This is a genomic window from Streptomyces sp. NPDC099050, assembly GCF_044759865.1.
Lineage (GTDB): Bacteria > Actinomycetota > Actinomycetes > Streptomycetales > Streptomycetaceae > Streptomyces.
The window spans coordinates 55,340-70,871 of record NZ_JBIWAE010000022.1 but is presented as its reverse complement, the minus strand read 5'-3'; the positions used below and the strand labels follow the sequence as shown (position 1 = coordinate 70,871).

13 protein-coding genes and 1 pseudogene are annotated in these 15,532 nt (G+C 72.6%); 3 read left to right on the top strand and 11 right to left on the bottom strand.

Annotation, left to right across the window (positions count from 1 at the left end):
- Nucleotides 1-15: 15 nt before the first annotated feature.
- The 5 genes and pseudogenes from ACIQV3_RS30870 to ACIQV3_RS30850 form a co-directional block, all read right to left on the bottom strand.
- The gene (locus ACIQV3_RS30870) at nucleotides 16-600 is read right to left on the bottom strand and encodes a TetR/AcrR family transcriptional regulator (RefSeq protein WP_403717673.1); all 585 of its coding nucleotides are present in this window, start codon (nucleotides 598-600) and stop codon (nucleotides 16-18) included.
- Between the two features lie 54 nt (nucleotides 601-654).
- The gene (locus ACIQV3_RS30865; RefSeq protein WP_403717670.1) at nucleotides 655-954 is read right to left on the bottom strand and encodes a hypothetical protein; all 300 of its coding nucleotides are present in this window, start codon (nucleotides 952-954) and stop codon (nucleotides 655-657) included.
- A gap of 255 nt (nucleotides 955-1,209) precedes the next feature.
- Complete coding sequence (locus tag ACIQV3_RS30860) at nucleotides 1,210-1,719, bottom strand: hypothetical protein (RefSeq protein ID WP_403717855.1); 510 nt, start codon at nucleotides 1,717-1,719, stop codon at nucleotides 1,210-1,212.
- 149 nt (nucleotides 1,720-1,868) lie between these two features.
- Complete coding sequence (locus tag ACIQV3_RS30855) at nucleotides 1,869-1,997, bottom strand: hypothetical protein (protein ID WP_403717852.1); 129 nt, start codon at nucleotides 1,995-1,997, stop codon at nucleotides 1,869-1,871.
- A 202-nt stretch (nucleotides 1,998-2,199) separates the two neighbouring features.
- Nucleotides 2,200-2,304, bottom strand: a pseudogene (locus ACIQV3_RS30850) (LacI family DNA-binding transcriptional regulator); the annotation flags it as partial.
- Between the two features lie 255 nt (nucleotides 2,305-2,559).
- Here ACIQV3_RS30850 and ACIQV3_RS30845 point away from each other — a divergent pair.
- Together ACIQV3_RS30845 and ACIQV3_RS30840 are read left to right on the top strand one after the other, a co-directional pair.
- Nucleotides 2,560-4,125, top strand: a complete 1,566-nt coding sequence (locus ACIQV3_RS30845; protein ID WP_403717667.1) for an oleate hydratase — start codon at nucleotides 2,560-2,562, stop codon at nucleotides 4,123-4,125.
- An 80-nt stretch (nucleotides 4,126-4,205) separates the two neighbouring features.
- Nucleotides 4,206-4,691 (top strand): peroxiredoxin, encoded by a 486-nt coding sequence (locus tag ACIQV3_RS30840; RefSeq protein WP_403717665.1) that lies wholly within the window; start codon nucleotides 4,206-4,208, stop codon nucleotides 4,689-4,691.
- Between the two features lie 176 nt (nucleotides 4,692-4,867).
- Here the strand turns inward: ACIQV3_RS30840 and ACIQV3_RS30835 are convergent, their stop codons facing one another.
- The 4 genes from ACIQV3_RS30835 to ACIQV3_RS30820 form a co-directional block, all read right to left on the bottom strand.
- Nucleotides 4,868-5,068, bottom strand: coding sequence for a hypothetical protein (locus ACIQV3_RS30835; RefSeq protein WP_266883522.1), 201 nt, complete (start codon nucleotides 5,066-5,068; stop codon nucleotides 4,868-4,870).
- 577 nt (nucleotides 5,069-5,645) lie between these two features.
- Nucleotides 5,646-6,563 carry a MurR/RpiR family transcriptional regulator gene (locus tag ACIQV3_RS30830; protein ID WP_403717662.1) on the bottom strand — a complete coding sequence of 306 codons (918 nt, stop codon included), beginning with the start codon at nucleotides 6,561-6,563 and terminating at the stop codon, nucleotides 5,646-5,648.
- A gap of 154 nt (nucleotides 6,564-6,717) precedes the next feature.
- Nucleotides 6,718-8,031 (bottom strand): M14 family metallocarboxypeptidase, encoded by a 1,314-nt coding sequence (locus ACIQV3_RS30825; RefSeq protein WP_403717661.1) that lies wholly within the window; start codon nucleotides 8,029-8,031, stop codon nucleotides 6,718-6,720.
- 115 nt (nucleotides 8,032-8,146) lie between these two features.
- Nucleotides 8,147-10,066: a HelD family protein gene (locus ACIQV3_RS30820; RefSeq protein WP_403717658.1), complete on the bottom strand. Its 1,920-nt coding sequence runs from the start codon at nucleotides 10,064-10,066 to the stop codon at nucleotides 8,147-8,149.
- A 6-nt stretch (nucleotides 10,067-10,072) separates the two neighbouring features.
- On the opposite strand from ACIQV3_RS30820, the gene ACIQV3_RS30815 reads away from it, so the two are divergent.
- Nucleotides 10,073-10,447, top strand: coding sequence for a hypothetical protein (locus tag ACIQV3_RS30815; protein ID WP_403717654.1), 375 nt, complete (start codon nucleotides 10,073-10,075; stop codon nucleotides 10,445-10,447).
- A 573-nt stretch (nucleotides 10,448-11,020) separates the two neighbouring features.
- Here ACIQV3_RS30815 and ACIQV3_RS30810 read toward each other — a convergent pair.
- Together ACIQV3_RS30810 and ACIQV3_RS30805 are read right to left on the bottom strand one after the other, a co-directional pair.
- Nucleotides 11,021-12,124, bottom strand: a complete 1,104-nt coding sequence (locus ACIQV3_RS30810; protein ID WP_403717651.1) for a DNA polymerase thumb domain-containing protein — start codon at nucleotides 12,122-12,124, stop codon at nucleotides 11,021-11,023.
- Entirely contained in the window at nucleotides 12,121-15,528 is a 3,408-nt protein-coding gene (locus tag ACIQV3_RS30805; protein WP_403717648.1) for a DNA polymerase III subunit alpha, read from the bottom strand. The genes ACIQV3_RS30810 and ACIQV3_RS30805 overlap by 4 nt, the downstream gene beginning before the upstream one ends.
- Between the last annotated feature and the right edge of the window lie 4 nt (nucleotides 15,529-15,532).

The following is a 15,532-nucleotide window of genomic DNA, read 5'->3' as shown; positions in this document are numbered from 1 at the left end:
TCCCCGTGCGTCCGGTCAGTCGAGCAGGCTCAGGGCCTGCTCCGCGGCGGCCCGGACCCGGCCGGGTTCCTGCGAGGCCTTGCCCACGACGCGCATGCCCTGCATCAGCACCAGCAGCATGCTGGCGAGGGTGCGCGGATCGCGGTCCGCGGGCAGCTCGCCCTGGGCCTGGGCCCGGGTCAGCGCCGAGCGCAGCAGGGTCTCGATGTGGTTCCAGCTCGCTTCGACCTTGCGGGCCGCCGCCGGGTCGTGCGCGCCGAGCTCCGCGGCCGTGTTGGTCACGAAGCAGCCGTTCTGCCGCCGGTCACCGACGCTCGACTCGGCGGCGAAGCGGCGTACCACCGTGCGCACGGCCGGCAGTGCGGGTCCCGGCTGGGACAGCTCGCGCAGCAGGTCGGGGTCGAGGTGCTCGCTGTAGCGGTCCAGCGCCTTCAGGTAGAGCTCACGCTTGTTCCCGAAGGTGGCGTACATGCTGGCTCGCCCGATGCCGAGCGCCTCGACGAGGTCCGCCATCGACGTCGCCTCGTAGCCGCGCCGCCAGAACAGCTCCAGAGCCGACTGCAGCGCGGCGTCCGGATCGAATTCCTTGGTCCTGGCCACATCCCGCACTCTACGGATACTGGAACGGTCAGTCAAGTAATTCGTGCGGTTCCTTCAGATGCCCCGGGACTCCCCCGCCGGGTGGGCGCTGAGGTCGACCACCTCGACGCAGCGCCGGAGCTTGGCCTGGGCGCGGGGCGAGTCGGCCGCGGGGACCACGATCGCGCACACCGCGAGCCCGCCGCCGTCGGCGGCCCTGAAGGACAGCCTCCTGACGGACAGGTTGTTGAGCAGCGCGGAGATGCGGGTGAGGGCGTGGCCGCCGTCCCGGACGGTGATGGTCAGCGTGTGGCAGGCGGTGTCGCCGGTACGCACGGCGTCGTCGACGGCGGGGAGAACATCGCTGCGGGTCATGAGGGGTGGGCTCCTGTCCTGGGGCTGAGGTGCGTGGTCCCGGAAAACAAGAAGACCCCTCGCGGATGCGAGAGGTCTGCGTGCGGGCGGTGGGCTGCTGGCGTGGTCTCAGTTCAGCTCCGGGGCCGGCACGCCGGCGCTAATCTTCTGCTGGCGCATGCGGAAGAGTCTGGCACGCCGCCGCCGACATGTGACACCGCATCTCACGATACGGATGGCCCGCCCCATGGGGCCCACCGGTCCCACCGAGGCCACCTATCCAGGCATGCGCAGCCAGACCGTGGTGTCCCGGGGCAGTACGGGCGAGCCGTCCGCGCCGGTGGCGAGCGGGCCGCTGGCGAGCAGGCCCCGGGCGCCCCCGGGAAGCGGGACCGGGCCGGCGAAGGCGGTCAGGCAGCGGAAGCCGCCGTGGCGCTCGAAGCACAGGGTGTCGGGTCCCGCGTCGACCCACTCCAGCGTCTCGGGCAGCCGCGCCAGTTCGGCGCCGCGCAGGGCGAGGGCCTCGCGGTAGAGGGTGAGGACGGAGTACGGGTCCTCCTGCTGCGCCGCCGCGCTGAGAGCGGCCCACCGCTCGGGCTGGGGCAGCCAGGGAGCCGCCGGTTCGGTCCCGGGGTCGCCGGCCGCCCGGGCGGAGAAGCCGAGGGAGGGGCCGTCGGCCTCCCAGGGCAAGGGCACGCGGCAGCCGTCGCGGCCGCGGTCCGTACCGCCGGAGCGGACGAAGGTCGGGTCCTGGATGACCTCGTCGGGCAGGGCGCAAGAAGTCAATAATGTTACGCAAGACATTACGCGCGGAGATTCATCTATGTGACGGATCGTGACGGGGTAGCCGTTACCCCGGCAGCGGCAGCCGACGCGGAAAGAGGGCCCGGCGACCACCGGGCCCTCTTCTCTCGCGCCACCCCCCGCTCCCCCGGTCAGCGCCCCGAAGGCGGGCGCGTGGTGGAGGAGCGGACGATGAGTTCGGTGTCGAAGAGGATCTCCGAGGACAGGCCCACGCCCGTGCGGATCTGCTCGGCCAGGAACTGCACCGCGGCCGAGGCCATCGCGGCGACGGGCTGACGGGACGTCCGAGACGCCGTCGGCCGTGCGCGTGCACAGCACGGGGACCAGTCCCCGGCCGTTGAGGAGTCCGGCGAGCGCCTCCGCGGCCGCGGAGAAGACGGGGTTCTGGAGGTCGGGGACCACCAGTCCGATCAGCTGGGCCCGTTCCCTGCGGAACTCCGCCGGGCGCTCGAAGCCGCACACGTCCACGGCCGTCAGGACCGCCTCGCGGGTGGCGGGCGCCACGTCCCTGTTGCCGTTCAGGACGCGACTCACCGTAGTCGTGCTGACGCCGGCCATCTCGGCCACTTGGGCCAGCCTCTGAGTGCTCACGCGGTCAAGCTACCAGTCAGGTGCGCAAAAAACAGTTCCATTGACGCAAATTTCTTGCAAGTTGATTGATCGGGGGCGCGTCGCGCACGCGCCCCTCGGCCCGAGCCGACCCCTCGACCGGAGCCCGCCCAATGGCGCACCCCGGTCGCGACCCGCCCTGGAGGGTGATGGCCTGGGTGGGTGACCGTACGGCCGACCGGGGCACGTGCGGCCAGGGTGAGGAGACACGTCGTGGCCAAGGCCTATCTGGTGGGTGCCGGCATCGCTTCCCTGTCGGCGGCGGCGCTGCTGATCAGGGAGGGCGGGTTCGCGGGTTCGGACATCACGATCCTGGAAGCCCAGGGCCGTACCGGCGGAAGCCTGGACGCCGCGGGAGACCCCGAGAACGGCTACACCATGCGCGGCGGCCGCATGTTCGAGCTGCACTTCGAGTGCACGTACGACCTGCTGAGCTCCATCCCCTCCCTGGACGCTCCGGGCACCTCGGTCACCGAGGACACCTTCGCCTTCCACGAGGACTTCGCCTGGAACGACAAGGCCCGCCTGGTCGACTCCGCCGGTCTGCGGGTCGACACCCGCTCCATGGGGTTCTCCGAGCGGGACCGGCTGGACCTGGTCGCGTGCGTGGCCTCCCCCGAGTCCCGGCTCGACGGCAAGCGCATCTCCGACTGCTTCGCCCCGGAGTTCTTCACCACCAACTTCTGGTACATGTGGTGCACGACCTTCGCCTTCGAGCCCTGGCACTCGGCGATCGAGTTCCGGCGCTACCTCAACCGGTTCGTACACCTCTTCAAGACCTTCGACACCATGTCGGGGATCTACCGCACCCGCTTCAACCAGTACGACTCGATCGTGCGACCGCTCCAGAGCTGGCTGCGGAGCAACGGCGTCGTGTTCACCATGAACACCACCGTGACCGACGTGGAGCTCGCCGACGGCGAAGGCACCACCGTCACCGCCCTCGCCTGTACCCGCGAGGGCGCGGACCTGCGGATCCCGGTCGCCGCCGAGGACCTGGTGTTCGTCACCAACGGGTCGATGACCGCGAACTCGACCCTGGGATCCACCGACATCCCGGCCGTACTGGACACCTCCGCGCCGGACGCCTCGTGGCGTCTGTGGCAGACCCTGGCGGCCAAACGCCCCCACCTGGGCGACCCCTCGGTGTTCGACTCCTCCGTCGCGGACTCCACCTGGGGCTCCTTCACCGTCACCACCCAGGACCCCACCTTCTTCAAGGCCATGGAGGAGTTCTCCGGCAGCGAGGCCGGCAAGGGCGGTCTCATCACCTTCAAGGACTCCGGCTGGCTGCTGACCATCGTCCTCAACCACCAGCCGCACTTCCACGAGCAGCCCGAGGGCACCTACGTCTGGTGGGGGTACGCCCTCTTCCCGGACAAGGCCGGCGACCACGTGGGCAAGACGATGGCCGAGTGCACGGGCCGCGAGATCCTCACCGAGGTGCTCGGACACCTGCGCCTCGCGCAGAGCGAGCAGATCCTGGAGTCCTCGGTCGTCGTTCCGGCCCTGATGCCGTACATCACCAGCCAGTTCCTGGTGCGCAAGGGCGGCGACCGGCCCGAGGTCGTCCCGGAGGGCTCCACGAACCTCGCCTTCATCGGCCAGTACGCCGAGGTCCCCGACGACGTGGTGTTCACCGTCGAGTACTCGGTGCGCACCGCGTGGACCGCCGTGGCCCGGCTCCTGCACCTGGACCGTCAGCCGCCGCCGGTCTACAAGGGGGGCCACGATCCCAGGGTGCTCCTCGAAGCCCTGCACACGATGCACCGCCGCTGAGCCTCGGTCACGGCCCCGACCGCGACCGCGCCCGCGACCGGGTACCGTACGCCCCTCGACAACAGAGAGGTGCGGCCATCGTGACCCGAATCCCGGACGTGGGCGATGTGGTGGGCGAGTTCTCGCTCCCCGGCGGCCTGCTGAGTGAGGACACCTTCACCCGCGGGCAGTACGCGCTCGGCGAGCAGCGCGGGAACCCGGTCGTTCTCGCCTTCTACCCCGGCGACAACACCCCGGTCTGCACGACGCAGTTGTGCTCCTACTCCGACGGGCTGGAGGCGCTCTCCGCGTGCGGCGCCCAGGTCTGGGGCATCAGCCCGCAGGACGTGGACAGCCACGAGGCCTTCGCCCGGTCCCGGGGCCTGCGGATTCCGCTGCTCGCCGACACCGACCGCGCGGTCGCCCGCGCCTTCGGCATCGCGGCTCCCGTGATCGGCCTGCGGCGGTCCGTCTTCGTCATCGCCCCGGACGGCACCCTGCACTGGAGGCACGTCGGGACCCTGGGCATGAGGTTCCCTTCCGCGGCCACCATCGCGGAGCAGCTCGCCGGTGTCACCACGGGCTGAAGGCTCAGGAGGTTCAGGTCGACCGCGCTCACGGCCCGTCTCCCCTGCGCGTGGTGGCGTACCTCCCGTACCGGGCCACCGTACGCGCCGGGTCCCCGTTCGTCCGGCGCGGGAGGCCGGACGAACGGGGACCGCGGAACATGTCAAACGTCGAGCGTGGAGCGTGGCGCCCGTGCTCAGTTGTTGGAGCCCACCGTGTTGTTGAGGCCCGCGTTGAACACGTCGTCGGCGGCGAACTGCAGCCAGTCGCCGAAGACGATCGTGTACGACTTCTCGGACGGGGCGTTGACCGTCACGTCGGCGGAGGCGGCGGAAGCGCAGCCGAGGACGATGACACCGGCGGCGACCAGGGAGAGCACGGAGCGTACGGAACGCATGGATGCACCTTTCGGAAGGTTCGAGTCGGAGCAGTGAGCACCATCGAACCTAAGGAGGCGCGGCCCGTCTGTCCCGGCGCAGGGCCGGGGGCAGCCGAGAGCAAGCCGATCGGACGAACCGGATCCGGGGGGGCGCGCCGCGTCAGCCGGGCACGGCGCGGCGCGCGAGGAGTACGGGGCTCCGGTTGTGGCGCGGCCTCGGCCCAGGGGTTGGCCGAGGCCGCAGAGGCGCTGCGGGATCCGAAAGCCGGACGGGACACCAGGCGTCACGTGAGGAGGAGAAACGTCACGTCGGGTGTCTGTTCAAAGACGGTGTGGGGACACCGCCCTCGGCATCTTGACGGATGACCGCGCCGCCATCAGTAAACATATATACCGCCGAGTAGGCAAGGGTATGAAAATATTCATGTGCGGGGGTGGTGTGAATATGGCACCTCACGCCACTTCGTGCGCTCGTGCTTGGATCTAGAGGTCCGGGGCGGTCCGGGTCGGTCCGGGGCGGTCCCTCATCGGTTGCCGGTCCGCAGAACGTCCTGGAGGTGTGGGAGGCGCTTGGCGTCCTGGTCCCGGAAGAGGTCTAGAGGAAGAAGCCGTGCTGGTCCGCGGCCTGCTCATAGCTTTCGAGCCGGGTCTGCGTCCGCTCGGGGTCCGCGTCCGCCATCGCCTGGAGCAGCGCCGCGGACAGGACGCCCGGCGCCGCGTAGGAGTCGAAGACCAGCCGCGATCCGGTGCCCGCCGTCAGCGCCACGTCGGCCTCGTCCACCAGCGGCCCCAGCGTGCGGTCCGTGATCAGCGCGATCCGCAGCCCCGCCCCGCGGGCCACCCGCAGGGCGGCGAGGGTCTCCTTGGCGTGCCGGGGCATCGCGAAGGCCAGGACCCAGCTGCCGCCCGCGGCCCGGGCCTGCAGCAGCGCGTCGGAGGCGACGCTGCCGCCGCCGGTGACCAGGCGCACGTCGGGGTGGATCCGGCGGGCCGCGTACGCGAAGTACTCCGCGAGCGAGACGGAGATCCGCAGCCCGAGGATCGTCAGCGGCACCGACCGGGCCAGCTCGCGCCCGATGTCGAGCACCAGGTCGGTGTCGGCGAGCAGCTGGCGGACGGTGCGCAGGTTCTCGATCTCGGCGTCGACGGCCGCCTGCAGTTCGTTGCGCCGGGTCTGTTCGGGGCTGTCGGGGGCGCCGGCCACCGCGCTGAGCGCGATCGGCTGGAGCACGTCGCGCAGGGCCGGGTACCCGCTGAAGCCGAGGGCGGCGGCGAAGCGGGTCACGGAGGGCTGGCTCACGCCGGCCCGTTCCGCGAGCTCGGTGATGGAGAGGAACGCCGCCTCGGTGAGGTGGTCGACGAGGTACTGGGCGATCCGGCGCTGACCGGGCGAGAGCGGGTGCCCGTCGAACAGTGCCCGGACCCGGTCGGCCGGGGCCCGCTCCTGGTCGACCGGCTGCCCGCTCGGCGTGATCGCTGCCGCCTGTGCGCGCGCCTGCTGCCCCGATGACACCGGCGGTCCTCCCTCTCGTGCCACTCCGTGATCCCAACATAGCTCACGGCATCCGGCTGACCAGCGCGCTTCCCCGCCCGGCCGGCCGCGCGGGCGCCCGCGGCGCCCTTCGGCGCGCACCGTCTCCGCGACAGCCGCACCGCCTGATGGTGCGTCAGCAGTCCTGTACGGGCTGCCCCGTTGCGATCCGGTGCGGGGCCCGGCCGTCGAGGAGGAGCACCGCGAGGGCCCGCATGGGCTGGTTCAGCGGAACGAACGCGCCGCCGCCGCCGGGTTCACCGCCGACGGGTACCGCCCGTACGCCGTGCAGGGCCAGGCGGCTGCCGGTCCGCGCGTACTGGGCCGGGGTGAGCCGGTAGCCGCAGGGCGGATCGGCGAGGGTCTCCCCCGCTGCCGCGGGAGCGTTGTCCGCGCCGCCCAGCAGGACCGGGCCCACCGCGCTCCCGGCCGCCCGGCGCGCGCCGTCCGAAGCCGCCGCCAGGGGGCCCGTACGCGTGGAGGCGTAGGCGAACAGGCCGTGCAGCGCCGTTAGTTGGGAGCCGACCCGGCGGCGGTGGTTGAGGGACGGGTCGGCCCGCTCGGCTTCCCCGGCCGCGCCCGCGGGTGCTTCGACGCGGCTTTCGACCAGCAGCGCGACCGCGTGCTTGACACCCGCCGTGTTGCGCAGGATCCGCTCCTGGCCGTCGCCGGCGGACTGCCCTACCGGGGCGCCGGTCACGGGGTCGGTGCGGATGCCGTAGGTCCCGGTGGAATGGCCGGCCGCCTGCGCCGCGCCGCGTACGTACGCTTCGGACAGGACGCGGGACTGCGCGTACACCGCAGGGTCGGTGTTGAGGTTGCGCGGCCAGAGGTCGAAGAGGTCCTTGTCGTAGGTACCCGGTGTCGCCCGGTACTCGTGCAGGTCGTACACGAGGTGCGGCCGGTGGTCGCGCAGCACGGCCGCCATCGCCCGCGCCTCCGGCGAAGTCAGGGCCATGTGGTCGCGGTTGATGTCGGTGCCCCCGGCGTTGGCACGGGTCCCGGCCGCCAGCCCGTCCGGGTTGGCCGTCGGGACCACGAGCAGGGTGACCGCGTCCAGGAGGTGCGGGGCCGCCGCGTCCCGGGCGTGGGCGAGGTCCCTCACGGTGCTCAGACAGGCCTCGCGCCCCGCCGGTTCGTCCCCGTGCTGGCCGCACACCAGCAGGACGGTGACGGGGCCCCGGCCCAGGCTCACCAGGTGCAGCGGGCGGCCCCGCAGGGTCGTGCCGATGGTCCGGACGGTGGCGCGTCCGCCGGGCCGGCCGATCGCGTGGAGCAGCTCCCGCTCCTGGGACTCGCTGGTCCAGTGCGCACCGTTCGTGGCCTCGAAGCCGGTACGGGGCGGCCCGTCGGCCGCACGCACCGGGCCGGAGGTCAGGGCCGCCGCGACTACGGCCGCCAGGGTAGCGGCGAGCACGGACAGGCCGCGCGCCGTCGTCGTCTCGATCACGCCCCGGTTGTAGCGGGACCGGGACCCCTGCCGCAGGGATCCCCTCCTGAACTCACCCGGGTGGCCGGGCGAGTTCCTTCCGCAGGGGCCGCCCGGGCCCCCCGGCCCGCCCCGGCTAGGGCTTTTCGTCCAGTCCCTCCGGCAGGCGGCCGGTGTGCAGTACCCCCAGGTTCTGGGTCGCGCGCGTCAGTGCGACGTAGAGATCGCTGGGCTCGTGGTCCGCGGGTTCCACGACGATCACCGTGTCGAACTCCAGGCCCTTGGCCTGCCGCGGAGCGAGCAGGACCACGGGGTGGGTGAGGTCGGGCTCCTCCCCCGCCCGGACGCCGGGCAGCGCGGCCGCCAGGGCCTCGTGCAGCGGGCGCGGGGCGATGACCGCCAGGCGGCCCCCGGCCGGCGCGCCCTCCCGTACCGCGTCGGCCACCGCCGCGGCCAGGTCGTCGGTCCGCGCCACCCAGGGGCGGCGCCCGGTGGAACGGACCGAGCGCGGCGGCTCGAAGCCGGGGTGGCGGGCCCGGAGCACGGCTGCCGCCAGCTCCATGATCTCGGCGGGCGTACGGTAGTTGACGGCGAGGCGCACCAGCTCCCAGCGGTCTTCCACGTAGGGCGCCAGGATCTGCCGCCAGGAACCGCAGCCGGCCTCGTCGCCGGTCTGCGCCGGGTCGCCCACCAGTGTCATGGAACGGGTCGGGCAGCGCCTCATGAGCAGGCGCCAGGCCATGGCGGACAGCTCCTGCGCCTCGTCCACGATCACGTGCCCGAAGGCCCAGGTGCGGTCGGCGGCGGCCCGTTCGGCCGCGCTGCGGTGGTCGGCCTCCTCCTGCCGCTCGGCCATCCGCTCGGCGTCGATGATGTCGTGGGCCGCGAGGAACTCGTTCTCCATGTCCTCGAACTCGTAGGAGTCCGATCCGGCCGACAGGTCCAGGACGCCCTGCGCGTACGCGACGCGTTCGAGGCGCTCGCGCTCCTCGGCGGCGCGCCGCGCGGTGTCGTCGATTCCGAGCAGTTCGGCGGCCTCGTCGAGCAGCGGGACGTCGGCCGGGGTCCAGTCCGCTTCGCCGGTCGTGGTCCGCCGGATCAGCGCGGCGTCCCCGTCGTCGAGGTACGTGGGCTCGGCGAGGTAGTCGGAGATCAGCTGCCGCGGGGTGAGCGGGGGCCACAGCGTGTCGATGGCGGCGTGCACCTCGGCGCTGGTCGCGATCTCCTTGCCCAGTTGGGCGATGTCGTCGGGGCCCAGCAGGTTGGGGCCGCCGTAGGGGTCGGCGCCGAGCCGGTCGGCGAGCTGTTCGGTGAGCGCGTCGATGATCCGGAAGGCGAAGTACGGGCGGGCCAGGTTGTGCGGCAGCCCGGTGGCGCGGGCCCGGTCCCGGGCCTCGTGGGCCATGGTCCGGTCGAGCAGCAGCGTCCCGTAGTCGTCGTGGTCGATCACCAGGGCCGGTTCGGGGACCACGGCGGCGTCCTCGCCGCTGCCCGCCGGCACGGTGTCCGGCAGGGCCTGGCGGTCGCTCACGACGCGGGCGAGGATCCCGGCCATCTCGGCGCGCCCCTTGACGGCGGCGGCGCCGGGGCGGTCGGCGGCGCTCGCGCGCACACCGGGGAACAGTTCGCCCGGGGTGGCGAGCAGGACCCCGGTCTCGCCGAGGGCCGGGAGGACCTCGCCGATGTAGCCGAGGAAGGCCGTGTTCGGCCCGACGATCAGTACGCCGCGCTTGGCGAGCAGCTCGCGGTGCGCGTAGAGCAGGTAGGCGGCCCGGTGCAGGGCCACGGCGGTCTTTCCGGTGCCCGGGCCGCCCTCCACCACCAGGATGCCGCGGTGAGTTGAGCGGATGATGCGGTCCTGCTCGGCCTGGATGGTCCGCACGATGTCGTGCATCCGGCCGGTCCGGGCCGCGTCGAGCGCGGAGAGCAGCACCGCGTCCGCGTCGGCCCCCTCGTGGCCGGTGCGCTCCGTGTCGGTGAGGTCGAGGATCTCGTCGTGCAGGGCCGTGACCTCGCGGCCCCGGGTGGTGATGTGGCGGCGCCTGCGCAGCCCCATGGGGGAATGGCCGGTCGCGAGATAGAACGGGCGTGCGACATCCGCCCGCCAATCGAGCACGAGAGGGGTGCGTTCCCGGTCGTCCTGCCTGATTCCAATGCGGCCGATGTGGTGGTCCGAACCGTCGGAGAACTCCAGCCTGCCGAAACACAGGCCGCTTTCGCCCGAGTTCAGAGCGGAAAGCAGACCGGACTGTTCAGCGACCACGATGTCCCGCTCCAGCCTCGCCTGGAACCCGCTGCCGGGCTCGCCGAGCGCGCCCCGCACGGCACGATCGGCGTGCTCGCGCAGGTCGTCGAGGCGTGCATAGAGAGCCGTGATGAATTGCTGTTCATTCCGGAATTCTTCGGTCTGCTCGGTCCGCCCGGTCGGCTCACTTGACTCGGTTGACTGGTTTGACAATTCCACTCCCGACGCGGTACGGTGTCCTCATAAGCTTCTTCACATTCCGGCGTCAGCCTCAATGCGAAACATCAAATATACGCAGACAAACACCCCGGCCGTCAATCGGTCCGGGGTGTTTTTGCGTGGTGCCGATATAGCGGCGGTATTCGCTCGGCGCGCAGCATGCGGACCCCTCTAGTCGACCAGGTACTGGATGTGGGCGGGCAGCCAGGTCCCCGTCTCGTCGGCGTGCACCGCGGCGCCGAGGGCCCCGCACGGGTCCCGGAGCCGGCCCGACCGGCGGAGCGGTGACCCCGAGCACCCGGCCGATCGGCTCTCCCGACCGGTAGAGGGCGTCCTCTTCGACGTGGAGCATCACGGCTTCTGGCCCTCCGACGACACCGATCTGCCCTGGGAGGCGGCACGCTGGGAACTCGTGCGCTGGTGGCTCCGACTGATCGTGAACGGGAGTCCGGCTCCCGGGGCCGGCGGTGACCTGATCGCGTACGAGGGCTGGGGTGCACCGGCCCGGCCCCGGTCGCTCCGGCCGCCGGTCGACACGGTCGAGGCCTACAACGACCGGGAGGCGATCCGGTACGGCGCACGTGAGCAACTGGCCGGAGCGATCGTCGCGGAGGCCGGGCGTCTGCTCACCGGCCCCGGGGCCAGGAGCGAGGCCGGGTGTACGGCGCCCGCGCCGAAGCGGCGGCTGACCCGGTCGATGACCGGCTCCAGGGCGCGGGCGTTCTCCGTGGGCCGGTCGAAGGTCAGCTGCTCGGCGGCGCCGGCCGAGCCGGTCAGCTCGCCGACCCGGGCGGACACCGCCCTCACGCGCGCCCGTTGCAGCCCGAGCGCGGAGAACAATCCGTACAACGTCTGCTGGAGGGAGGGCGTGTGGGCGGTGGGTTCGGGCAGGGTGCGCGAGCGTGTGGTGGTCGACCGGTCGGCGTAGGTGACCTGCAGCTCGACCGTCCGGGCGACCTGTCCGGCGATCCGTAGCCGGGCTCCGAGATCCGTGGCGGCGCCGAGCAGGGCGCGGCGGATCTCGGCCGGGTCGAGGACGTCCCGGTCGAAGCGCCGGGCGCTGGCGATGGTGGCGGGAGGTCCGGCCGGGGTGACGGTGCGGCGGTCGATCCCCTGGGCCCGCTCGTACAGGAGGCGGCCGGCGGAGGCACCGGCGATCCGCTGCACCGTGGACAGCGGGAGCGCGGCCAGGTCGCCGATCGTCTCGATCCCGTACCGGAGCAGCGAGCGCTCCAGGACGGACCCGACCCCGGGCAGTGCCCGCACCCGGCAGCCGTGCAGGAACCGCGCCTGTGCGGCCGGATCGTCGGGCAGCACCCGGACGGTGCCGGGCGGGGCGGTGTCGGCGGCGAGGGTGGCCAGGATGCGGTTCGGGCCGATCCCGCCCGTGCTGACCAGCCCGTACCGGGCCGCGAGCCGCGTCTGGAGCCGGTCCGCGAGCTCGGCCGGGGACTGCCCGAAATAGCGCGTGGCACCGGCCAGATCCAGCAGCGCGCCGTCCGGTGGGAGCGCCTGGACCGCGGGGGTGATGTCGCCGAGCACCGTGAACAGTTCGCGGTAGGTCTCGAAGCCGGCGCGGTGGAAGCGCAGGTGGACGGTGGTCACCCTGGTACTGGTACTGGTACTCGTGCTGGTACTCGTACTGGTCATCCGGCACTCCCCTGGCTGGCGTGCCACAGGCGCCCCGCACCGCCGCCGCCGTGTCCGCCGGGAGCCGGGGCGGCGTCGCCGTCGGAGTACGGCGGGGGCTCGCCGGCGAGCAGCGTACGGACGGCGGCGGGGCCGCCGTCCCGGTGGGCGTCGGCGATGTCCTGGAGGTTCCAGGCGTGGGTGCCGATGACGGAGACGGACTTGCCGCGACGGGAGACGGTGCCGCGCGCGAGCAGCAGGAAGTGGTGGAACAACGGGTACGCGGCCTGCTCGTGGGTGTCGTCGAAGAAGGTGAGGTCGATCTGACCGGCCGGACTGCCGTCGTCCAGGGAGACGAAGATGGTGCGCCGTCCGGAGCGCATGGGCGGGGTCTGGATGGCGACCTTCGCACCGGCCACCAGCACGGTCCCGCCGGACGGCTGGTCCTTCAGCCGATGGGAGGGGGTGACGCCGAGCTCGGCCAGCAGCGGGTGCAGCGGTTCCATCAGGTGCCGGGAGGCGTCCATGCCGATGACTTCCAGCTCGGCGTCCAGTTCCTCGCCCGGCGTCATCACCGGCAGACCGCTCGGCCCGGGGTACGAGCCCGCGGCGGCCGGGGTCAGGGTGAGCTGGCCGGCTCCTGTGGAGGTCCGCCGGTGGCGGTGGAGCTCCTCGATCTGCAGGAGCAGGTCCCGGCGTCCGGTTCCGGGGGCGAGGGTGGCGAAGGCGCCGATCCGCGCGAGGTGATCGGCCACCGGGTGGGCGGGCCGGGAGCGGGCCCAGAAGTCGGCGAGGTCCGTGTACGGACGGCCCGCTTCGATCCGGGCGGCCTGTTCCTCGGTGATGCCGCGGACGTCGGCCAGCGACACCCGCAGGCCCAGCCTGCCGTCCGGGAGCCGTTCGGTGCGGTAGCTGGTGGCGGAGTACTGGACATCGAGCGGCAGGATCGGCACGCCGCGGCGGCGGGCGTCGGACAGCACCAGCCGTTTCGGATACATGCCGGGGTCGTGCTCCAGCAGCCCGGCGTAGAACGGTGCCGCGTAGTGCGCCTTCAGCCAGGCCGACTGCAGGGTGGGCAGCGCGAAGGCCGTCGCGTGCGCCTTCGCGAAGCCGTAGGCCCCCATGTTCTCCAGCATCCGCCACACCCTGTCGATCACCTCCGGCCGGTAGCCGGCCGCGGTGGCGCTCTCCCGGTACCAGGTCTGGAGCTTCGCCAGGCGCTCCGGCTGGGCCAGGGCACGGCGCGCTTCCTCACCCATGGCCAGGTCGCTCCGGGTCATGGTGGCGAACAGGCCCGCCACCTGCTCGTTGTAGATGACCACCCCGTAGGTGGAGCCCAGCCAGCGCTCCAGGTCCGGGTGGGGATAGGTGACGGGCTTCTCGCCGTGCCGGCCGAGGAGGAACGGGCGGATCATGTCGGCCTGGACCGGGCCCGGACGGAACAGGGAGATCTCGGCGACCAGGTCGGAGAAGGTCTCCGGCTGCAGGCGGCCGAGGAGGTCCTTCTGTCCCGGTGATTCCAGCTGGAAGACGCCCAGTGATTCGCCTTCGCGCAGCAGTTCGTAGGCGGCCGGGTCGTCCAGGGGCACCTGAGTACGGTCGTCCAGGTCGATCCGCTCACCGGTGGTGCGTTCGATCTCGCGGACCGCGTACGCCATGGAGCTCTGCATCCGCACGCCCAGGACGTCGAGCTTCAGGAGTCCGAGGCCGTCCTTTTCGACGTCTTCCTTGTCGAAGACGGTGGCGGGGAAGCCTTCTGTGGCGGTGGGGACTACGGGAGTGCGCCCCAGGAGGGTGGCATCGGAGAGGATGACGCCGCAGGGGTGCATCGCGGTGCCGCGCGGGAGCGCGTCGAGTCCTTCGACGAGGTCCCACAGCCGCCCGTAGCGCTCCGCGTGGGCGGCGACCTGCCGCAGTTCCGGGAGTTCGCGCAGCGCGGTGCGGGCGGAGCGGGCGGCGATGTGCGGGAACGCCTTGGCCAGGCGTCCGACCTCGTCCGGGGGCAGGCCGAGCGCCAGCCCGGCGTCGCGGATCGCCCACCGCACCCGGTAGGTCTCCGGCATGCTGAGGGTGCAGACCCGCTCGGTGCCGAACCGGTCCATGATCCGGCGGTAGACGTCGAGTCGGCGGGCCGATTCCACGTCGATGTCGATGTCCGGCAGCGTGCGGCGGCGCAGGTTGACGAACCGCTCCATCAGCAGCCCGTGCTCGAGCGGGTTGGCGAAGGAGATCCCGAGCAGGTGCACCACCAGGGAGCCGGCGCCGGAACCCCGGGCCTGCACCCGGATGCCCATCTCCCGGATGTCGTCGACGACTTGGGCGACGGTCAGGGCGTACGAGGGCCAGCCGAGCGTGTTCAGCACCCGGAGCTCCTCGTCCAGACGGGTCCGCATGGCGGCGGAGCGGTCGTAGCCGTGGTGGATCATCGCCGCCTCGCACCGTTCGCGCAGGGTCCGGGCGGAGGTGCCGGGGGCCAGGCCGATGACGTGTTCCTCGGGGAAGTGGACCCGGCCGATCCCGAGGTCGGCGTACGGGTCGAGGCGGCACTCGGAGGCGGTACGGGTGGTGGTGGCCAGCAGGTGTGCGGCCCCGCCGTTCTCCTGTCCGGCCGCCCGGGCGACTTCCTCGGCGAGCTCGCCCATCTCGGTGGCGCTCTTCAGCGACCGCTCGCCGTTGCAGGTGCGGCCGGGCTGGACGGGGGTGAGCAGGCGGGCCGAGTCCAGTACGTCGGCGACCGGCGCCTGGTCCCGGGTCGCGTAGCGGACCGCGTTGGTCAGGACCGCGAGCAGGTCGAGGTCGGCGGCCAGCCCGAGCGTACGGGCGGCCAGCCGGAGCGAGCCGGGCCCCGAGCCGGTGCGGCGGTGGTGCACGGCCTCCAGCCGGAGGTGCTGCCCGAAGACCTCCCGCCACGGTGCGAGCAGCTCGGCCGCCCGGTCCGGGCGGCCGTCGGCGAGCGCCCGTACCGGCTCGGAGGCCGGTCCCAGCAGTACGGTCAGCCCTTCGGCGTGCTGCTGGACCGCGGGCCAGGGGACGATCGGCTGCCCGCCGCCGGCCTGCTGCCGGGCGGCCCAGGCGGCGGTGATCAGCGCGCACAGGTTGGCCCAGCCCGCGCCGTCGCGGGCCAGCAGGGTGACCCGGGGCGCGGAGTCGGCGACGAAGGCACCGCCCCGGGCCGGGGCACGGTCCTTCGACGGCGCCGGGCCGGCCGGGTCGAGGAGCGGGACCGCGAGGTCCGCGCCGAACAGCGGCCGGATCCCGGCCTTCGCACAGGCCTGCGCGAACCGGACCGCGCCGGACACCGTGTCCCGGTCGGTCAGCGCCAGCTCCCGCAGGCCCTGCTCCGCCGCCCGCTCGGCCAGCCGTCCGGGCAGCGCCGCGCCGTAGCGCACCGAATAGCCGGAGGCGACATGCAGGTGCGCGAACATCGCG